The sequence below is a fragment of the Bradyrhizobium sp. RDI18 genome (genome assembly GCF_043203335.1).
GTDB classification, from domain to species: Bacteria; Pseudomonadota; Alphaproteobacteria; order Rhizobiales; family Xanthobacteraceae; genus Bradyrhizobium; species Bradyrhizobium retamae.
On sequence record NZ_JBICRN010000008.1, the window covers coordinates 6329759 to 6349178 of the forward strand.

Below are 19420 nucleotides of genomic sequence, written 5' to 3' on the forward strand. Positions count from 1 at the left end.
GCGATCATGGAATCATTTCTGCGTAAGCCACTCAGAGCGGCTTGTCATTGCAGCTTAGCGCTTTTGGGTCTGACGTGTTTGCTTAGCACGGCCGATGCTCGTCCGCTGTTGGTATCGGAGGAATTTCCCGGTCCTTGGCTAGAGGTTACGCAAGAGATCCGGGATGTTCTCGCACTAAAGAAAATCTCTGCCTGCAGTCAGGCCGCGGGACGCGAATCGTCGCGAAACCCCGGCGAGTATCTCTTGTACTGCACTTCGGACGAGAAGCTTTGGACAAGCTGGCGCGTACAATCCGCCGCGCGCACGGTTCGAGGTCCGGGCAGGCTCTTCCCAGGTATCACCCCGCCGGGCGGATACTAGGCCTAATCAGGCGGTCGCGGTGTCGAGCGCGGCTTGCACCTGCTCAGCATTGAGATCTCGAAGTCCGCTCCGGGTCGCAAGCGGCGATCAGTTACATGACCTTCAAGCCCATCGCACCGGCAGCGATGAGATGCCACTGATTACTGCGGATCTCGCTCGAATCGGCGCGCCGGCCGATGAAATACGCGGTAACTCCTGCATCAATGCTTCAAACAAGGCCCTGAGCTCAAGTCTGGCGAGATGCACCCCGAGACAAAAATGCGGTCCCGACCCAAATGCGAGATGTGGATTCGGCTGTCGATCCACTTCGAACTTGTGCGCCGAGTCAAACACTGTCTCATCGTGGTTTGCAGATGCGAAGAGCAAAGCTACAGCCTCACCGGCTCGTATGCGCTGGCCGCCGACTTTCGTATCGGTGGTCGCAGTTCGTACCAGATGTCGACCTGGAGAGGTCCAGCGCAATATTTCTTCGACTGCTGTTTCGAGGAGCGTCGGATCGCGCACCAATTTAGTCATTTGATCGGGGTGAGTAAGCATCGCCTCCAGTCCTCCCGCTATGCTGTAAGCGGTATTTTCCTGGCCTGCGATGGCAAGTTGAATGAAATACGAGAGGCGCTCATAGTCCGCGATTGGTTTCCCGAAAACGCAGGCGTTAGCGATCACGCTGCTGAGGTCCGCCCTTGGATGCAAGCGGCGGTCGGCGGTGACCTTGTTGAAATATTCACGAAATCCGATACCTGCCAATCGGATGGATTCAGCCGGGCGATCGGATAGGGCACGGCCCGGATCTTCCGCTCCCGTCAAGCCCCTGGCCAACTTTAGGATCAAGGGGTCATCCGCCTCTGGAAGACCGAGGATGTGCATCATGAGCCGTAAGGGGAATGGTACCGCGACCTCGCGTGCGAAGTCGAAGGCTTCGCCGTTTCTTGGTATGCGGCGCACAAACTGACGAGCAAGATGCGTAGCTAGCGCTTCGAGGCTTCCAACCCCAGGCTTGGAAAACCAAGCTTGCGCGATCTCGCGATAGGCGCGATGTTCAAGTTTGTCCATTTGAAAGAGACTACGCAGCACCTCCGGCTTTCCGGAGATCTGCCGTATGCTGGCCTCACCTGCCTCGCTGGACAGCACGGACCGAGGTGCCGCGATGAAAGGCGCCCCTCTTGCCTCGACCGCCATTATGTCGGCATGTCGAGATACAAGCCAAAAAGGTCGCATACCCGGACATTCGACCCAATAAACCGGCGCTTCCGACCGCAGAAGAGTAAACGCAGCCTGCAAGCCGGCTTCGTCCATTTGGCCATCAGGTGATATAGCGAAGAGCGCTGCTTCGTGTACCCGGTCCATACGACGAGAAGGAGAAAGCGACTTGCCGTTCTGAGGCGCTCTCGCGTTGCGATCTGTCATGCGCACCGTACGCTGCCTCATTTGTTGGTCCCTGCCTGCTTCCCACAACGAGACATTCTACCTGTCGCGTCCGAAATTGCGTTCGCGGTGCGGGCAAGGAGAGTAAATTCCCGCAGCCCGTAGTCGTCCACTATCTCGATCGACCGACCAAGTTCTTGTTCGCAGAATCGCGCCCATTTCCCGGGAGTAGTGCAGTAGAGCGGGCCTGGTTGAGACTTCTGGCCTGGCTTTTTCAAGAAATTGACGGCGAAACCAACTTTGCTCATTCGATGCATATCAAGCAACATAGTGCTCACGAATCTTTCCCAGGTGAGCAGAGAAAACCCAACCATCACATTCATAATACCGCTGGCTACCACGTAGTCAGAGGGTTCCAATACGTTCCGCCCAACGACAAAACGTACTCTGCAATCGTCTGGATGACGACGTCGGCCGCGGCGCACCATCTCGGACGACAGATCAATTCCCAAGTACTCAATTCTGGCAGCGCTCCAGTGTTTAACGAGAAACGTTGCCAGCGCGCCGTAACCGCAGCCTAGGTCGATCAGCGAAAATGGTGCATTGGTCGGACAAATCCGCAGAAGCTGAGCAAAGCGTAGCCGTTGCGTCGTAGTGCACGACCAATCCACCCCACGAGGGGTGGCACCGTAGCTAGCAAGTTTGGCGGCGTAGTAATCCCTGACTTGGGCGCAAACGAAGTCTATTTCGGCACCGGTCAGGAGATTCGCAGAGTTAGAACGCCGCTTAGCTTGTCTCAAGCCTTACTTCCTTTTTCGTCGCTTCTTTGCGGCGCGGGTTGCCTGCCCTTTCTCTTTGGCCAGAGTCGGGATCGATATGACCAAATACGACTGCTCTTCGTAAATTATGGGTTGTCCATGCGTTACCTTCACACGGCGGTCCTTACTCATCAAATGAGTGGTTGTGTAAACGGGAAGAGGTTTCTTACTATCGAGATTATCTTGATAGGCACTTCGAATGCGATCGTGGCCATTCACACCCTTCTGATCCGAAGCGTACTTTTTCAGGAGTTCTAGGAAGACGAACCACCGCCGTCGCTCCTGGAAATCCGCCGGAACGATATGCAGGACTCGGAAAGCTTGCTTGAGAGAGTATTTGCTCGAAAATACTCTAAAATCCTTCTGGATGGCGACCATTTCTTTAAGCGGGTGGTCAGGACCGAATCTGGTGTTGAGTTGAAAAAGTATGTCGGCTGTAGAAAAATCGCTTATCGCTATTCCCATTTTTCAATCTTCCTTTCTGGTTCTAATTTCTGGCGAATATACCTTTGATCTCAATCTGAACGAACCAGATTCTGAACGAACTGGTTTGCGATTTTTTCCTGGCCACGGCTAAGATCATGCAGGCTCGGGGCGAAAATTTCGGCGCCTGTGACGTCCAGCAAGGCTTTCGCTTTCTCCAGGTGCTCTTCGCGCAACTCGGGGTTGATCGCACCTCCAGCCAACGCAAGGTCGGCCGCGACGATGTGCGCGTGGAGTTCGGCAATCCGATCGGTTCGCCTCCGTGCTACGTCGATAGCTTCACTTACAACCTGCGCCGCGCGCGTCTTCTCGCCCGCGAGATCAAGCACGTGCGCCAAATATGCTAGGAGCCGTGCCTCGATCTCAAGGCCGGTTTTCGATTTTCTCGCAGTTGTTAATGCTTCATACAAGTCGCTGGAAGCCGACGCGAAATCGCCCTCGGTAGAACTCGCGAGAGCCCGGCAGAGACGGCTTGCGGTGAAAAGGTAGGTCATTCCGGATTGCGAGGCGTAGCCCTCAACCTCCTTCGCGTGCAACCTTGCTATCGAGTTATTCCCGCGATGGAATGCCATCTCGACCGCGGCAAGATGTGCATGATACTGAACGACCGGGATAGCCTTTGACCGGTCAGCCTGAAGAGCTGTTGCTAGACACGCCTCGGCCGCCTCGAATTGACCAATGAGGACTAACGTTCGCGTGCGCAGGCAGCGCAGCCACTGCCCAACATCAAAGCCGAAGATCTGACTTGCGTTTAGACCGAGAACAACGCCGCTCTCCGCGCCGCTCCGCTCATCATCCGCAGCTACTGCAGTATCGTTGGCAACGAGACTTTCGCGAAGGTAGCCGGCGAGCAGGTAGGCTTGGCAAAGCTGTGCATTGCAGGCAACAAACACATCTCGATCCCCACTTGCTGCAGCCGCTGCCACTCCCTGCCGCGCCAGGCCGATATAGTCGTCGGCTGCGCCGGAAGCTGCAAATACACGGCCGTACGCTCCTAGAAGCAGCGCTTCGTGCTTTCGATCCCCAGCTTCGCGCGCATATTGCAAGGCCTCTTCGGCATAAGGGTTTACATCGTCAGCCGACAAACCCTCGCTCCAAGCAAATCCCAACACCCGACCGTTGGCAAGAGCTCGAAGCTGGTCGACCGCCGGATCTCTAGGCTGATCCCGCAGCAGCCAACGCACCTTCTTCCACTCGGCAAGAGCCTGCGACGAATTTGTCCTGCCGACCCAGAGAGCGGCGCGGCGCAAATGCATTGCAGCTTCCAGCACTCGCCCGGCCGCCTCGCAATGATACGCAAGCAAATTGGCGGACTCGTCTGCGGCCCCCCACGGAGTTCTCTCGATCGCACTCGCTACCGAGGAGTGTAGCTGAGCTCTGCGAGACCGAAGCTGCATTGCATACGCTACTTCCTGGATCAAAGGATGCCGAAACGAGTATCCCGGTTTGTCGACGCTGCTGCTGGCGGTTATGAGATCCAAGTCGCAAAGACGTGAAAGCAGCTTCTTGATCTCTTGCTCTGGAATGCCAGAAACCTCCATTGCTATCGCCAACGGAAATTCCTTGCCGATGACAGCGCCAATTTGTAGCGCCGCTTTCTCAAACGCAGGGAGCAGGTCAATGCGCGCGCCAATCACAGCTTCTATGGTTGCTGGCAGCGTAGGAGTCAGCCAGTCGGACGATACGATCCGGTATCCGCCACGTTCGCCAAGCAGGGCACCGCTTTGTGCTAAAGCTCGAACCAATTCCTCCGCAAAAAATGGATTGCCGTCGCTTTGCTGCGCGACGTCTGTAACGATGTTGACCAGGTCGGGGGCGTCCCCGATCAGATCTCGGACCAACTGTTGAATATCGCCGCCGTCCAGTTCGGTAAGCGCAAGTTCGGTGAAATGCTCTATCGACCATGGAGGGGACCACGTCGGCCGATAGTTTACGACCATCACGATCTTCGTGCCTTCGACGGCCTCAGCAATAGCAGTCAGGAAGTCTTGGCTAAGATCGTCGAGCCAGTGCAAGTCCTCGAAGATGATAACTGAGGTTCGACGCCCTGCTGCCACTACCATCCGCTTCACAAGGTTGCGCAGCCGTACATTCCATGCCTTCGGGTCGGCGCGCTCAGTAGCCAGTTCCGGCGCCGGAAGTCCAAGGAGATTCAGCAAGTATGGAAGGTCGTCGACGAAGGTCGCATCGAGAGCCAAGAGACGTTCTTGAATTTTTGTGCGCGCTATCTTTGGATCAAGCGTCGTCGTGACGCGGAAGAATGCGCGCAGCAATTCCAATACCGCGAGCAGCGGCATAGATTGCGACTTCCCAAATACTTGCGCGCGCCCCTCCAAGACCTTGACGTTGCGTTGGCGGCACCACTCGCCGAACTCATAACATAATCGGCTTTTTCCCATGCCGGCGTGCGCGACTATTCCAATGACGCGTCCAGCGTTATTCTCAGCATCAAGTACAGCCTGTTTGAGAAATTCCAATTCAACTTGTCGTCCCCGAAATGGTGATAGGCCGACCGTACGGAATCTGTCGCTAACAACGCCGGGCTTCAATCCAATCAGACGAAATACCGTTATAGGCTCCGGAACACCCCTTAGCGTGCGAACGCCAGCCGGACGGGTCTCGCAATAATTACTAACCAGGTCTTTGCATTCCATACTTAACAAGATTCCGCCAGGCTCCGCTTCGCGTTCTAACCGGCTGGCAATATGCAAAACTAGGCCTTGTGCCTCGTGGCCGAAGACGTCCCCCCTTGGCGAGGCAACTACTTCTCCGGAGTGAATTCCTATCCTGATCTCAGTTGAAAGTGGCAGTGCGGCCACCGCTTCCTGCATCGCCAAAGCCGCTTGGCAAGCAAGGAGAGCGTGTCCGTCTTGAGCGCGGGGCGCACCAAAGATAGCGTCCAGTCCATCGCCGAGTGTATGGAGGATGGTTCCCCCGAAGCGTCCCACGGCCTGCATCATGGCTTCAACCGCAGGCTGGAGGCGCCGCCCTGCTGATTCCGCATCGAGATTTGCTATAAGTTCTGTCGAGCCCACAATGTCGGCAAACAACGCTGTAGCTTGCTTGCGCTCACGCTGTAGCTCCATGAGCGTTGAGACATCCAACTGAACCCCACAGTTGAAGCAGAACTTGTTGCGCGGAGCGTTTTCTTGCCCGCAGTTGCGGCATTGCATTTCAATCTCGCTCTGGTTGAGCCCTTGACGAACTGGCCGATGCTCTCCCTCCGAGACGCTATCACGCCTCGCAAGCTATCGAAATATCCGACGGAAGCGGGACCCCAATCCGATCGAAGCCCGTCACCTTGACGGGACCACCTTAACCGTTGAAGTCGGCGGGCCGGATCGCGCGGAGTATCCTTTTGCGGCCAGGGTCGAACTGCTTAAAATGAGGGCTGTGAACGCGGATATCTCGATTCCTTGTTTGGAGGACATGTCCGCTCTTGCCCGCTGAAGCGAACGTCAACAGGAATACCAGCAAGGCGCGACTAGGGCCCTCAAGCGGCCGGCATCCGAAACCCCTTCACAAAACCGGAGCGGTTATGCCGGCATGGGCGCGGAAAGGGACTCAGAGATCCGATGGGGACCTTCACCTAACCGTCTTGTGGCAGTTGGGTGAACAATAGCGATTCAGAGATGACTCGACGCAACTTACTCGCTAGAATTTCGCGACGACAATCTCGTCCATACCGTCCATACCAAAGAACCGGAGTAGCAATTCTGGCGTCGTGAGGAGCAGTGCAAATGAGTTTCATCCGTTCGGACGAACATTTCGCCCCCATAGTCCAGACGATCCCCTGTATTACGCACCGCCTGCGGTGCGCAGTGAAGCGGCCCATCGATCTAACGCGAAACAGACGAGATCGGACCATTTGCCTCCCGCTTCCTCTCGGTCTCGCTTTGATGAGATGCGTGAGGAAGCCTTCGCCAAATCCAACCGGCATCCGCTGGAGTTGCAGCTCGCTCACGAACACCGTCCACGACGCGCGCTGTTTGCCATTGCGGGTGGAGTTGCCGCAGCAATCGGTGTCGCGGTGGTCGTGGCGCTCGTATTTTTTAAGGTAGTTCCAAAGTTAGAGCGCGATCCCTCGGAGCTCGCTGTTTCCATTTCCACTCCCGCATTGGCTACACCGGCTCAAACGACACCCAAAGACTCCCAAGAGCTGCTGCACGGATTCATGCAGTTTCAACAATCACAAGAAAGCAATAGTCCGGAACGTGCTGCTTCCGAACCTGCCTCCGCAAGAACGGCTAAAGCGCCCGAAAAATCCGACGCTCTACTTGAGAAATTCATCCAGTGGCAGCAACGGAAATAGCGTCAAGACGTGCGACCAAGCCACCTCCGACGGCAGATGCGTGGCGATTGGCTTACGCCTCTTCGTCGCGCTTGCTCAAGAGATCCTTCGCGAGATCGGAGAGGGCGGGCCGCGGCAGCGCGGTGAACGGCAGCGGGCGCGTCACGTCGATGGCGGCTAGTCCCAGCCTTGCGGTGAGCAGGCCGTTGAGCACGCCCTCGCCGAGCCGCTGCGAAAGTTTTGCCGCGATACCGTGGCCGAGCATCTGCTGCACGAGGCTGTCGCCCACCGCCATGCCGCCGGTGATGGCGAGATGGCCGATGATTTGGCGCAACAGGCTGAGCATGCCGAGCGTGCCGGGACGGCCGCCATAGAGCCGCGCCAGTTGCCGGATCAAGCGCATCGCGGCGACGAACACGAACAGCACGTCGATCAGCGCGCGCGGGCTTACCGCGGTCACGACCGAGACGCGCTGCGCGGCTGTCGAGACCAGCCGGCGCGCCTCCTCATCCAGCGGCGCCATCAATTCGCGCTCGGCCAGCTTGATCATGTCGGCGCCATCGATGATGTCGTCGGCGTGGCCTGCCAGCGTGGCGCGGGCGCGCGCGAGTTGCGGGTTTTGATGCGCGAGCTTGAGCAGTTCGTTGACGACCGCACGGCTCTCGGCGCGGTCGTCGCTGCGCAGCACTTCAGTGGCGCGCTGGTGCAGCTTTTCGATCGCCGCCAGCCGCGCCAGCCCGAACGCTTCGCGCGCGATGACGACGGTCAGCGCCAGTCCGGCCGCCACCGCAAAGACAAGCGCGACGTAGCCCAATGTCTGGCTGCGCGCGAACAGGTCCTCGATCAGATTGACGACGCCGAGCCCCGCGCCGAGCAGCACCAGCCCGCCGATCGCCGACCAGAACAACGCGCCCCAGCGAAAGCCGCGGCGCACCGGGATCCTCGGTGCATCGAGCGGAACGGGCAGCAACGCCGGATCCGCCTCCGGCGTGATCTGCACCGTGCCGCGGGCGGGGCGGCCGGTCTCCTCCGGATCTATCACGATGACGCCGGGATCGCCGAGCTTGAACGTCGCCGGCCGCCGATGCGGCGTTTTCTCGCTCATTGCAGTCGGTCTCCGATCAGGAACTGAAGGGCGCGGTCGAGGCGGATGTGAGGCAGCGCGGGCTCGTCCTTGCCGGTGCGCTCCAGCAGCGGCGGCCGGAAGCGCAGGAAGCGGAAATCGGCGCTGTCGGACGGCATGCTGGAAAGGCCGCGAAAGCCGCCCTTGAACAGCTCTTCGGGATCGGCGGGAAGATCACCCGGAAAGGTCGCCACTTCGGTCTCGCCATCGAAGGCCTCGCCATTGGCGGTCTCGCCGGGCGCGGGCGTGCCGAGGATCGACGGCAGCTTCTCCCGGCCGCGCGTAACCATTGCCTCGCGCGTGGCGCGTACCGCTGATAGCGCGACCACGTCGATGGCGGCGCCGGCATATTCGGCGCGGTCGGCTGCCTTGGCGGCGGCCCGCCGTAGCACGGCTTCGAGCCGGTCGTGGCTGGAATGGTGCAGGTGATCGGCCTTGGTGGCGGCAAACAGAATCCGGTCGATCCGCGGACGAAACAGGCTGCTCAGGATCGTGCTGCGGCCGATCCGGAAGCAATCGAGAATGCCGGCAAGCGCGGCTTCGAGATCGTGCAGCGCCTCGGGCCCGGCATTGAAGGCCGCGAGCGCATCGACCAGCACGATCTGGCGGTCGAGCCGCGCAAAATGATCGCGGAAGAACGGACGCACCACGACGTCCTTGTAGGCTTCATAGCGCCGCCGCATCATCGCCCACAGCGAACCGTCGGGCGCGGCGCCATCAATCGGCACGTCGAGCGGGGCGAAGGTCAGCGCCGGCGATCCTGCGAGGTTGCCCGGCATCAGGAAACGTCCGGGCGGCAGCAGGCTCATGGCAAAACGTTCATCGCGGCAGGCGCGCAAATAATCGGTGAAAAGTCTTGCGGCGGCGAGCGTCGCCTGCTCGTTCTCGCGGCTCTCGGGTTGAAGCGTCTTCAGATGCTCGTGCCAGGGCGCGGCGAGTGTTGCGCGCGGGCCTTCGCGCGACAGCGCAAGACTCTCGGTCGACCATTGCTCGAAACTCCTGTTGAGCAGCGGCAGGTCGAGCAGCCATTCGCCGGGATAATCGACGATGTCGATGGTGAGCGTGCGGTCCGCGCCGTTCTGCCGCTGGTAATCGATGACGAGGCGCAATTCAGAGATGTCAGTGGTCGAGTTCGGCCAGCGCCGTTCCTCGATCAGGGTGCGGACATGGTTTTCATAATCGAAGCGCGGCACCGCGTCGTCCGGCTGCGGCTCGAGCCGGGCGCCTGCGATCCGCCCCGAGGCGTAGGGTTCGAACACCGGAAACCGGCCGCCGCGGGTCAGGCCGTGGATCAGCGCCGTGATGAACACGGTCTTGCCGGCGCGCGACAGGCCGGTGACGCCGAGCCGCACGGTGGGATTGAAAAAGCTGTCGCCGTAGTCGAGCAGCGCCCGCGCCGACAGGCGCGCTTCCTCGACGATATCTGAAAAACTGGGGACCATGCGGGGCGGAAAGCTCGAGAGAGGCGTTGGTGTGCAATTACCGGAGAAGTGGCGATTGGCGGGCCGAAATCAAGCGCTTGTGATCATCTGGCGAGGGAATCCCCTCGGGATATCCGGCGGTTACCGGCTGCACGAAAATGCCACGGCGACGGGATACTGGCATCATTCGCGAAAGTGCATGACGACGGCCTTGCCGGCGGCGTGAACGGTTCGTTGACCTTGGAAGACCCATATCCTAATCGCTCCCTCGCTGCTTACTGTGGACCTGCATGACCATCTTCAGACTGAAACAATTCGCCTCGACATCCATCCATGCGGCGGCTGGCGCCATGCATTGGAATTACGACCGTGCCGAGCTGATCGCCGATGGCGTCGTGCATATCGTCGGCGTCTGTTTCGGGCTCATCGCCGCCACCGCCCTGATCGTGCTGACCGCAGTCTACGCCGGTGCGTTCGAGATTACCGTGGTGTCGGTCTACGTCACAGGCCTGCTCGCGATGCTGACACTGTCGGCAGTCTATAATCTCTGGCCGGTGTCGCGCGCCAAATGGGTGCTGCGCCGCTTCGATCATTCGGCGATCTATCTCTTGATCGCCGCGACCTATACCCCGTTCATCGTGGAACTCCGGGACAGCTATCTCGCGATCGCGCTGCTGACCGGGGTGTGGTGCATCGCGATTGCCGGTGTCGTGCTGAAGCTGGCGCTGCCGGGGCGATACGATCGTTTGGCGGTCGGCCTTTATCTCGCCTTGGGCTGGAGCGGCGTCACGCTTTACGACGCCGTGGTGAAGGCGGTGCCGCCGCTGGCGCTGGGCTTTTTGGTGGCGGGCGGCGTCCTCTATAGCCTTGGGGTGATCTTCCATGCCTGGCAGCGGTTGCGCTTCCAGAACGCGATCTGGCACGGCTTCGTGTTGCTCGGCGCCGCCTGCCATTATACGGCTATTCTCGATATGGTGGTCCTGACGTAGGATCATAACAAACGGGAGAGAGCGGCCATGCAGGTGACGGGCAAAGTCGTGGTTGTCACCGGTGGCGCCAATGGCATCGGCAAGGCGATGTGCGAGGCCTTTCATCGCGAAGGCGCCGCCAAGGTCGTTGTTGCCGATATCGATCCCGATGGCGCGCGAGCCGTCGCCACTCCGATCGGTGGGGCGGCCTTCAAATGCGATGTCGGAAAAGAGAAGGACGTCCTTCACGTCATCGAGGAGACCGAGCATCAATTCGGCCCGATTGCGCTGTTCTGCTCCAATGCCGGCATCGGTGGCGGTTTCGATCCACTGTCGGTGAATGCCGGCGGAAACTCCGACGAACCGTGGCAGCGAAGCTGGGCCGTTCATGTGATGGCCCATGTCTATGCGGCGCGGCATTTGATCCCGCGCATGAAGGCGCGCGGCGGCGGCTATTTCCTCAACACGATCTCGGCGGCGGGACTATTGTCGCAGGTCGGCAGCCCGGCCTATTCGACCACCAAGCATGCCGCCGTCGGCTTTGCCGAGAATCTCGCGATCTCGCACAAGGCCGACAACATCAAGGTTTCGATCCTGTGCCCGCAGGGCGTCGACACCAACATGCTGCGCTCGATTCCGAAGGGCCCGCAATCGGGCGACGGCGATCTCTCGCCGGAGCAGGTGGCACAGGACGTGCTGAAGGGGCTGGAAGAGGAAACCTTTGTGATCCTGCCGCACCCGCAGGTGCTCGGCTACATGCGCAAGAAGACCGAGAATTACGACCGCTGGATATCAGGGATGGCGAAGATCCAGGCGAAGATGCGGGAAGCTTACGGGAAATAGCGTAGCGAGAAGGGCGGCCGTCCGGCCGCCTTTCCCGATTAAGTCGCTACTGACACCTGTGCATCAAGCCGTCGTCCAGGCGGACCATTGTTCCGGGCTGGCAGATTATGCCGTTGCGCGCCGCGTAGTCCTGGCTCCATACGCCCGGGCCGCCGTAATAGCCGTAGGGACTGCCACCGCCGTAATAGGCGTTGGGACCATTGCCGCCGTAGTAGGCAAAGGGGCCGCCGCCGTAGTAGGCGGCCGTCGCTCCGGCTGCAGCAGCACCGGCGCCCACGGCAGCCGCGCCGGCCGCAGCCCGCCGCCGGGTAACGCGCGGCTCCGGGGTCAATGGATCACCCACCTGCGCTTGCGCGCGCTCGATAGATAGCGAAGCGCCCCTTTGTTCGCTCCAATCAAACGAGAGCATGGTCGCACATGTAAAGACGGAGATCGCGAGGGCAGCTTTTCTGAGGCTTGGCTGTTTCATGGCATTCACTCCATGGTTGCCCCATGCCGAATTCTCGTGCGAACGTAGAGCAACGTCAAGTAATGCCGCGTACGGAACTCGCGGGCGAATTGTCGAGCCTTTGAGGCAAATGAGGTCTCATGAGCCCCCGCAGGGAGAGGGAACTCAGCGCCGCCTCACCCCTTCTGCGCGTAGAGCAGCGGCACCGCCGAATCCACCATCACCTCGATCAGGCTGACGCCGTCACAAGAGAGCCCGTGCTTGAGCGCGCCCGCGAGTTCGGATGATTTCGTCACCCGCACGGCGTGGCAGCCCATGCCTTCCGCGAGTTTCACAAAATCAATGCCGGGCAGCTCGAGCCCCGGCACATTGCGCACCTGCATCACCTGGCTGAACGAGCGCATCGCGCCGTAGCCGGCGTTGTTGATGACCACGACGGTGAGCGGCAGCCTGCGTTGCGCCGCGGTCCACAGCGCCTGGATCGAATACATCGCCGAGCCGTCGCCGATCAGGCAGACGGTACGGACGCCGGGGCGTCCGAGCGCGATGCCGACTGCGGCAGGCAGGCTGTAGCCGAGGCCGCCGCTTGCCATGGTGTAAAAACTGTCCTGGCCGCGCATCGGCATGAACTTTTGCATCGCCGGGCGGTGCGAGGGCGCTTCCTCCACCAGTGCTGCATTGTCGGGCATGGCTTGCGAGAGCTGATGCAGCAGGAATTCGACCGGGAGCGGATCGGCCGCCGCTGGCGCCGGCGGCAGCACGCGGCCCGCCGGCATCGCGCGCGCGGTTTCGGGCAAGAGATCGAGCAACGTCGAAAGCGCCGGCTTCATGGTCGCGATGATGCTGGCGCCGGCCGGCGTTACCGCGGCGGCATCCGGATCGGCGGTGATCTGGAAGATCGTGGTGGCGCCATCGAAGATCGAGGCGTGGCCCTCGACATGGAAGGTGAACACCGGCGCGCCGATCACGACCACGAGGTCATGCTCGCGCAGCGCGTCCGATAGCTGTCCCGGCGAGGCGTGCAGGAAACCCGCAAATTGCGGATGGCGTTCCGGGAACGAGCAGCGCGCCGAGAACGGGCTGACCCAGACGGCGGCCTTCGCCTTCTCCGCTATCTTCACCATGAGATCGACGGCCCCGGCGCGGTCGACGGCCGGGCCGACGACGAGGGCGGGGCGCTTGCTGGCTGCGAGCGCTGCGACCAGCGTTCTCATCGCTTGCGCATCGGGGCCGAGCTCGCGGCTGACGTGGCGGGCCTCGACCGGCTGGGTCGGGCGTGTCCAGTCGTCGATCGGGATCGAGACGAAGGTCGGCCCGCAGGGCGGCTGCATCGCGACGTAATAGGCGCGCGCGATCGCGGCCGGCACATCTTCGGCGCGGGCCGGCTCGACGCTGTATTTGACATAGGGGCGCGGGAATTCGGAGGCGCGCTCGGCATAGAGGAAAGCCTGCAGCGGCAGGATCGAGCGCGCCTGCTGGCCGGCGGTGATGACGAGCGGCGTCTGGTTGCGATGGGCGGTGTAGATATTGCCGAGCGCATTGCCGACGCCGGCGCCGGAATGCAAATTGACGAAGCCGGCATTGCGGGTCGCCTGCGCATAACCATCGGCCATGCCGACGACGGAAGCCTCCTGCAGGCCGAGCACGTAATCGATGTCGTCTGGCCAGTCGCTGAGGAAGGGCAGTTCGGTGGAGCCGGGATTGCCGAACACGCGCTTGATGCCGAACGCGCGCAGCAGGCTGAAGGTGGCGTCCTTGACGGTGAGGGCAGCGGCGGTCGGTTTGGCTGGTTTGCGGGACAAGTGCGATTCCTTACGAGTTCAACTCGAACAAGGTAGCTCGTCATGCCCGGGCTTGTCCCGGGCATCCACGTCTTAACAGCCTCATAGCGACAAAGACGTGGATGGCCGGGCATAGGCGAGCGGAAGCGACGCCGTCCTTCGGACGGCTAGGCCCGGCCATGACGGAGAGTGGGGCGTGCGGCGGGGGAAAATCACCACGTCGCCGTGCCCTTCATCGTCGGCTGTCCCTCCGCATTCGCGATCCACAGCTCCATGCCGGCGTGTGTCTCGTTGGCGTTGATCGAGAACTCGCTGCCTTCGAACAGCGGCTGCACGCCGCGATAGCTGAACTTCTTCGGGGCGCTGTCGCCGTGAAGTTTTGCGGCGAATTCGACGATCAGCGCCGCCTGCAGGGGGCCGTGGAAGATCAGGCCGGGATAGCCCTCGACCTTGGTGACGTAGTCGCGATCGTAATGAATGCGGTGGCCGTTGAAGGTCAGCGCCGAGTAGCGAAACAGCAGCACGGGATCGCTGACATGGGTTTCGCGATGCCGTGCGACCGGTGGCGGAGCGGCTTTCGGCGGCGAAGCGGGCGCAGCGCTCCCCATGTCGCGATAGACGATGTCCTGCCGTTCGCGGATGGCAACCCCGCGCGGCGTCGTGATGGTGTGTTCGACGGAAACGAAGCACAGCACGCCCGTCGAGCCGGTCTTCATCGTCACGTCTGAAATCCGCGACGTGCGCGTCGATTCATCGCCGACGCGCAAGGGCTGGAGAAATTCGATTTCGCCGCCGGCCCACATCCGGCGCGGCAGCGGCACCGGCGGCAGGAAGCCACCGCGGGTCGGGTGGCCGTCGGGACCGAGCTGCGACATCGGAAATACCGGCTGCGCCAGGCACCAATGCGTGGTCCACGGCGCGGCATCGCCGGGCTTCGGGTCGCCGATGTCCTGGAACAGGGTTGCGCGCAGGCCCTTCACGAGTTGCGCGGTGACGATGTCTGAGGCTTCCGCGCTGCGGCCGATCCATTGGCGCAGATGATCGAGGTTGAGAGCATCTGTCATGACTGGCGGCTCCTGATACGTGGAGCTCTGGGAAGTTCGACGTGGTCGCCGATGGCGGGCACCGCACCATAGTGCCTGGGCTCGTCGACGAAGATCGCGGCGGGGGCAGCGTAACTCACCTTGCCGTTCGGCGTGTCAACCTCGATGCGGCGCAGATGCGGATGCACCGAGAGGTCGGCCATGCTGTTGACCTCGGCGAAGGCGATGTCGGCGGCGTCGAGGCGCTTCAGGAGTTCGACGCGCGTCATTGAGGCGAAACTATCTGAGACCGTCTTGTCGGTGAGTTGGCGGTTGCGCACTCGCTCGACCATGTTGGCAAAGCGGGGATCATTGGGCAGGTCGGGCTGATCGAGCACCTCGGCGCAGAGCTTCTTCCATTCGCGCTCGCTCTGGATCGAGATCAGAATGCCCTTGCCGTCCTTGGAATTGAACACGCCGTAGGGTGCGATCGAGGGATGGGCCAGCGCCATCCGCTTCGGCGGATTGCCGGCTTCCGAATTGATCAACGGCACCGCCATCCAGTCCGCCATCACGTCGAACATCGAGATCCGGATATCGGCGCCCCGGCCCGTGCGTCCCCGCGCAATCAGCGCCTCGAGGATCGCCGCATGCGCGGTGGCGCCGGTCGCGATATCGACGACGGAGATGCCGACGCGCGACGGGCCCTCGGGGCCGCCGGTGATCGAGGCAAGTCCGCTCTCGGCCTGGATCAGCAGATCATAGGCCTTGCGGTCCGCGTAGGGGCCTTGGTCGCCATAGCCGGAGATGGTGCAGCAGATCAGCGCGGGATAATCCTTCTTCAGACGATCCAGCGAGAAGCCGAGCTTGTCCATCGATCCGGGCTTGAGGTTCTGCAGCAGCACGTCGGCGCTTGCGATCAGCTCTTCGAGTTCAGCGCGGCCCTCTTTGGTGGCGAGGTCGATCACTTGCGAATTCTTGCCGCGGTTGAGCCAGACGAAATAGCTGCTCTGGCCCTTGGCGGCGGCGTCATAACCGCGGGCGAAGTCGCCCTCGGGCCGTTCGACCTTGACGACATGCGCGCCGGCGTCCGCAAGCCTGGAGCTGCAGAACGGAGCTGCAACCGCCTGTTCGACGGAGACGACGATCAATCCTTCCAATGGCAGCATCTGATGTTCTCAGTAGGAGCGGGGCAGGCCGAGCACGTGCTCGGCGACGTAGGACAGGATCAGATTGGTCGAGATCGGCGCGACTTGATAGAGCCGGGTTTCGCGGAACTTGCGCTCGACGTCGTATTCTTCCGCAAAGCCGAACCCGCCATGGGTCTGCACGCAGGCGTTCGCCGCCTCCCACGACGCATCCGCCGCCAGCATCTTGGCCATGTTGGCTTCCGCGCCGCAATCGAGCCCGGCCTCGTATTTGCGGGTGGCTTCCTTCACCATCAGCTCCGCCGCACGCATCGCGGCGTAGGCTTTTGCAATCGGAAACTGGATGCCTTGGTTCTGGCCGATCGGACGGCCGAACACGGCGCGCTCTTTCGCGTAGGCGGTGGCTTTTGCGATGAACCATTTGGCGTCGCCGATGCATTCGGCTGCGATCAAAATGCGCTCGGCGTTCATGCCGGAGAGGATGTAGCGAAAACCCTTGCCCTCGTCGCCGATCAGGTTTTCGGCCGGCACCCGCATATCCGTGAAGAACACTTCCGTGGTGGCGTGGTTCATCATGGTGCGGATCGGGCGGATCTCCAGTCCCTTGCCCTTCACCTCGCGCATGTCGACGATGAATACCGAAAGCCCGTCGGTGCGCTTCTTCGCCTGCTCCTTCGGGGTGGTGCGCGCAAGCAGGATCATCAGGTCGGAATGTTCGGCGCGGCTGGTCCAGATCTTCTGGCCGTTGACGACGTAGTGGTCGCCGTCGCGCTTAGCGACGGTCTTCAGCGAAGAGGTGTCGGTGCCGCTGGTCGGCTCGGTGACGCCGAACGCCTGCAACCGCAATTTGCCGCTGGCGATCCCGGGCAGGTATTTCGCCTTCTGCGCATCGTTGCCGTGCCGCAGCACGGTGCCCATCGTGTACATCTGGGCGTGGCAACCGCCGCCGTTGCAGCCGGCGCGCTGGATCTCTTCCAGGATCGCGGCCGCGGCCGACAGCTTCAGCCCGGAGCCGCCATACTCCTCGGGGATCAGCACCGAGAGATAGCCCGCCTCGGTCAGCGCATCGACGAACTCCTTCGGATACGCCATCTGGCGATCCAGCTTGCGCCAGTATTCGCCGGGGAACTGGGCGCAGAGTTTTGCGACAGCGTCGCGGATGTCGTGGAATTCATCTTGTTGTTCTTGTGCGGTCATTGGGTTTTCTGGCGATGGATGCGGGTTGATGTCAATTGCCTTGAGATGCGGAACGTTGTGAAACTGCGGCTGGGCACCTATGCTGAATTGTTATAGCGTATGAACCTGCCTTCGAAGATTGGCAAGTAATGGATATCCGGCAACTCAGGACCTTCAGTTGCGTGGCGGAGCTCGGCAGCCTCAGCAAGGCCTCCGATACGCTGCGGGTGGCGCAGCCGGCGCTGAGCCGCCAGATCAAGCTGCTCGAACATGAATTGCGGGCCGAGCTGTTCACGCGGAACGGCCGCGGCATGGTGCTGACCGACGCCGGTCGTCTTCTGCTCGCGCGCACCGCCGGCATCGTCCGGCAGATCGACCAGGTGCGCGATGAGATCCAGTCCGCTGGCGGCCCGCCCTCGGGCCGGGTGGTGCTTGGGCTGGTGCCGACTGTGAGCTACGTGATTTCGGCGCGGCTCGCCCGGCGCACCGTCGACAAATATCCGGGCATCTCGCTCTGCATCGTCGAAAGCTACAGCGGTCATCTGACCGAATGGCTGCACCGCGGCGAAATGGACCTGGCGCTGATCTACGGGCCGTCGAGCGACCTGCATCTTGCCGTGCAAAGCCTCGGCCGCGATCCCATCGTCGCCGTCGGACCGCGCGGCAGCGGGCTGTCGCAGAAGAAGCAGGTCGATATCGGCTGGCTGCTGAGACAGCGCCTCGTGCTGCCCAGTCATTCGCACGGGCTCCGGGCGCTGATCGAGCAGGCGGCGGCGAAGAAGAAAATCAAGCTCGACGTCAAGCTGGAGGCCGATTCTTTCCGCGTGCTGACCAGCCTCGTCGAGGAAGGGCTGGGATACACGCTGCTGCCGCCGTCCTCGGTGCGCCAGGAAGTCACCAGCGGCCGGCTGGAAACAGCGGCGATATCAAAACCGTCGCCGATGCGCGAACTGACCCTTGCGTCTCCCATCGATCATCCCGGCTCGACTGCGATTGCGCTCGTGAGCGAGCTGCTCCGCGACGAACTGATCGCCTGCCGCGAAGCGGGCCTCTGGGACATCAAGCTCGCCTGAGCCGAGGTGCGGGCCTTAAGGATTGGCTTAGAGGAAAACGGCCGGGTGCGGCATTCTCATCTGGCTACTTCTGTCATGCCGCAATTGTATAGGGGCGGCGCAGGTCTGATGAACCCGGTAAGCAGATCTTTGAACTTCATGTATGCTTTATCGAATTTTGCAATTGGAACGCGAAGTGCCGCCGGTCGTTAACGCGCAAGCTCCCGGACCGTCCCCCGGACGTTCGGCAGCGTCATAGCATTCAAGGACTGTGAAAGAGCGAAGGGGCTTTGGCGCTGACCGGTGTCGGCGGTGGCCGACAGAAGGTCTGCCGGTCACCAGCCGCTGTTTGGCCAAGGAGTCCGTCATGCAAATCACCATGCCAAGGAAGCGCGATTTGCTTCTGTTCGGAAGCGCTGTGGCCGCGGCACTGGCGGCCCCTGCCGTGCTCACGAGACCTGCTCTAGCGGAAGAGAAGGGAGTCGGCGAGAAGCTGAAGAAGATCGTGACGGGCAAGAAAGAGGAGGTCACGCCTCCCGAGGATTTGATGCGGGAGCATGGGGTGCTGGATCGGGTGCTTCTGCTGTACGAAGCCGGGATCCGGAAGTTTTCTTCAAACGAGGATTTCGATCCGGCCCTGATCACGCAATCGGCCGAGATCATCCGGGACTTCATCAATAACTATCACGAGAAGTCCGAAGAGGAATATGTTTTCCCGCGCTTCAGGGAAGCCGGGAAGCTGGTCACCCTGGTCGATTCCCTACTGCGTCAACATGAGGCGGGCCGGAGGATCACCCAGACGATCATCAGGCTGGCGCCGTCCAGCCGTGCCAATGCCGACGACCGCAAACAGCTCATCGCATCGATTCAGTCCTTCATCACGATGTATCGCCCGCACGCCGCACGCGAGGACACGGATCTCTTCCCGAAGCTGAAAGACGTGGTCTCCTCGAACGAGTACGACGCGATGGCCGAGGCGTTCGAGAAGAAGGAGCGCGAACTGTTCGGAGCGGACGGTTTCGAGAAGATGGCGGCCCGGGTTGCTCAACTGGAACAACAGATGGGCATCCACGATCTCAATCAGTTCACGCCGCGATGAGTGCCGGAATGACCGTCACCGTCAA

16 protein-coding genes are annotated in these 19420 nt (G+C 61.3%); 5 read left to right on the forward strand and 11 right to left on the reverse strand.

The window, feature by feature from the left end:
• Positions 1-462 precede the first annotated feature (462 nt).
• From ACFXS9_RS39580 to ACFXS9_RS39595, 4 genes are read right to left on the reverse strand one after another with little or no spacing between them, the layout of a single operon-like run.
• Positions 463-1785 carry a cytochrome P450 gene (locus ACFXS9_RS39580; protein ID WP_392698770.1) on the reverse strand — a complete coding sequence of 441 codons (1323 nt, stop codon included), beginning with the start codon at positions 1783-1785 and terminating at the stop codon, positions 463-465.
• Positions 1782-2522: a methyltransferase domain-containing protein gene (locus ACFXS9_RS39585; RefSeq protein WP_392698772.1), complete on the reverse strand. Its 741-nt coding sequence runs from the start codon at positions 2520-2522 to the stop codon at positions 1782-1784. Before ACFXS9_RS39585 ends, ACFXS9_RS39580 begins: the two co-directional genes overlap by 4 nt.
• A gap of 3 nt (positions 2523-2525) precedes the next feature.
• Positions 2526-3005, reverse strand: coding sequence for a hypothetical protein (locus ACFXS9_RS39590; protein ID WP_392698774.1), 480 nt, complete (start codon positions 3003-3005; stop codon positions 2526-2528).
• A 50-nt stretch (positions 3006-3055) separates the two neighbouring features.
• Positions 3056-6196, reverse strand: a complete 3141-nt coding sequence (locus ACFXS9_RS39595) for an AAA family ATPase (protein WP_392698776.1) — start codon at positions 6194-6196, stop codon at positions 3056-3058.
• A 731-nt stretch (positions 6197-6927) separates the two neighbouring features.
• Between ACFXS9_RS39595 and ACFXS9_RS39600 the strand changes: the two genes are divergently transcribed.
• Entirely contained in the window at positions 6928-7335 is a 408-nt protein-coding gene (locus tag ACFXS9_RS39600; RefSeq protein WP_392698778.1) for a hypothetical protein, read from the forward strand.
• A gap of 52 nt (positions 7336-7387) precedes the next feature.
• Here ACFXS9_RS39600 and ACFXS9_RS39605 read toward each other — a convergent pair whose 3' ends face one another.
• Together ACFXS9_RS39605 and ACFXS9_RS39610 are read right to left on the reverse strand one after the other, a co-directional pair.
• Positions 7388-8419, reverse strand: a complete 1032-nt coding sequence (locus tag ACFXS9_RS39605) for a YcjF family protein (protein ID WP_392698780.1) — start codon at positions 8417-8419, stop codon at positions 7388-7390.
• Complete coding sequence (locus tag ACFXS9_RS39610) at positions 8416-9879, reverse strand: YcjX family protein (protein WP_392698782.1); 1464 nt, start codon at positions 9877-9879, stop codon at positions 8416-8418. The genes ACFXS9_RS39605 and ACFXS9_RS39610 overlap by 4 nt, the downstream gene beginning before the upstream one ends.
• A gap of 269 nt (positions 9880-10148) precedes the next feature.
• Here ACFXS9_RS39610 and ACFXS9_RS39615 point away from each other — a divergent pair, with 269 nt between their 5' ends.
• Positions 10149-10847 carry a hemolysin III family protein gene (locus ACFXS9_RS39615; RefSeq protein WP_213289079.1) on the forward strand — a complete coding sequence of 233 codons (699 nt, stop codon included), beginning with the start codon at positions 10149-10151 and terminating at the stop codon, positions 10845-10847.
• Positions 10848-10874: 27 nt separating this feature from the next.
• Complete coding sequence (locus tag ACFXS9_RS39620; protein ID WP_392698784.1) at positions 10875-11669, forward strand: SDR family oxidoreductase; 795 nt, start codon at positions 10875-10877, stop codon at positions 11667-11669.
• Positions 11670-11715: 46 nt separating this feature from the next.
• Here the strand turns inward: ACFXS9_RS39620 and ACFXS9_RS39625 are convergent, their stop codons facing one another.
• The 5 genes from ACFXS9_RS39625 to ACFXS9_RS39645 form a co-directional block, all read right to left on the reverse strand.
• Positions 11716-12138, reverse strand: a complete 423-nt coding sequence (locus ACFXS9_RS39625; RefSeq protein WP_392698786.1) for a hypothetical protein — start codon at positions 12136-12138, stop codon at positions 11716-11718.
• A 155-nt stretch (positions 12139-12293) separates the two neighbouring features.
• Positions 12294-13919, reverse strand: coding sequence for a benzoylformate decarboxylase (mdlC, locus tag ACFXS9_RS39630; protein ID WP_392698788.1), 1626 nt, complete (start codon positions 13917-13919; stop codon positions 12294-12296).
• A gap of 191 nt (positions 13920-14110) precedes the next feature.
• Positions 14111-14962: a MaoC family dehydratase N-terminal domain-containing protein gene (locus ACFXS9_RS39635; RefSeq protein ID WP_392698789.1), complete on the reverse strand. Its 852-nt coding sequence runs from the start codon at positions 14960-14962 to the stop codon at positions 14111-14113.
• Positions 14959-16089, reverse strand: a complete 1131-nt coding sequence (locus ACFXS9_RS39640; protein WP_392698790.1) for a CaiB/BaiF CoA transferase family protein — start codon at positions 16087-16089, stop codon at positions 14959-14961. The genes ACFXS9_RS39635 and ACFXS9_RS39640 overlap by 4 nt, the downstream gene beginning before the upstream one ends.
• Before the next feature lie 9 nt (positions 16090-16098).
• On the reverse strand, positions 16099-17265 hold the full coding sequence (locus ACFXS9_RS39645; RefSeq protein ID WP_057857527.1) for an acyl-CoA dehydrogenase family protein: 1167 nt from the start codon (positions 17263-17265) through the stop codon (positions 16099-16101).
• Positions 17266-17393: 128 nt separating this feature from the next.
• Here ACFXS9_RS39645 and ACFXS9_RS39650 point away from each other — a divergent pair, with 128 nt between their 5' ends.
• Both ACFXS9_RS39650 and ACFXS9_RS39655 read left to right on the forward strand, forming a co-directional pair.
• Positions 17394-18317: a LysR substrate-binding domain-containing protein gene (locus ACFXS9_RS39650; RefSeq protein WP_392698792.1), complete on the forward strand. Its 924-nt coding sequence runs from the start codon at positions 17394-17396 to the stop codon at positions 18315-18317.
• Positions 18318-18663: 346 nt separating this feature from the next.
• Positions 18664-19395 carry a hemerythrin domain-containing protein gene (locus ACFXS9_RS39655; protein WP_392698793.1) on the forward strand — a complete coding sequence of 244 codons (732 nt, stop codon included), beginning with the start codon at positions 18664-18666 and terminating at the stop codon, positions 19393-19395.
• The last annotated feature ends 25 nt before the right edge of the window (positions 19396-19420 follow it).

What these genes read in the sequence shown, in the direction of transcription:
- ACFXS9_RS39580 (WP_392698770.1), bottom strand. Translation starts at nt 1,785, where the DNA reads ATGAGGCAGCGTACGGTGCGCATGACAGATCGCAACGCGAGAGCGCCT.
- ACFXS9_RS39590 (WP_392698774.1), bottom strand. Translation starts at nt 3,005, where the DNA reads ATGGGAATAGCGATAAGCGATTTTTCTACAGCCGACATACTTTTTCAA.
- ACFXS9_RS39595 (WP_392698776.1), bottom strand. Translation starts at nt 6,196, where the DNA reads ATGCAATGCCGCAACTGCGGGCAAGAAAACGCTCCGCGCAACAAGTTC.
- ACFXS9_RS39600 (WP_392698778.1), top strand. Translation starts at nt 6,928, where the DNA reads ATGCGTGAGGAAGCCTTCGCCAAATCCAACCGGCATCCGCTGGAGTTG.
- ACFXS9_RS39605 (WP_392698780.1), bottom strand. Translation starts at nt 8,419, where the DNA reads ATGAGCGAGAAAACGCCGCATCGGCGGCCGGCGACGTTCAAGCTCGGC.
- ACFXS9_RS39610 (WP_392698782.1), bottom strand. Translation starts at nt 9,879, where the DNA reads ATGGTCCCCAGTTTTTCAGATATCGTCGAGGAAGCGCGCCTGTCGGCG.
- ACFXS9_RS39615 (WP_213289079.1), top strand. Translation starts at nt 10,149, where the DNA reads ATGACCATCTTCAGACTGAAACAATTCGCCTCGACATCCATCCATGCG.
- ACFXS9_RS39620 (WP_392698784.1), top strand. Translation starts at nt 10,875, where the DNA reads ATGCAGGTGACGGGCAAAGTCGTGGTTGTCACCGGTGGCGCCAATGGC.
- ACFXS9_RS39625 (WP_392698786.1), bottom strand. Translation starts at nt 12,138, where the DNA reads ATGAAACAGCCAAGCCTCAGAAAAGCTGCCCTCGCGATCTCCGTCTTT.
- ACFXS9_RS39635 (WP_392698789.1), bottom strand. Translation starts at nt 14,962, where the DNA reads ATGACAGATGCTCTCAACCTCGATCATCTGCGCCAATGGATCGGCCGC.
- ACFXS9_RS39640 (WP_392698790.1), bottom strand. Translation starts at nt 16,089, where the DNA reads ATGCTGCCATTGGAAGGATTGATCGTCGTCTCCGTCGAACAGGCGGTT.
- ACFXS9_RS39645 (WP_057857527.1), bottom strand. Translation starts at nt 17,265, where the DNA reads ATGACCGCACAAGAACAACAAGATGAATTCCACGACATCCGCGACGCT.
- ACFXS9_RS39650 (WP_392698792.1), top strand. Translation starts at nt 17,394, where the DNA reads ATGGATATCCGGCAACTCAGGACCTTCAGTTGCGTGGCGGAGCTCGGC.
- ACFXS9_RS39655 (WP_392698793.1), top strand. Translation starts at nt 18,664, where the DNA reads ATGCAAATCACCATGCCAAGGAAGCGCGATTTGCTTCTGTTCGGAAGC.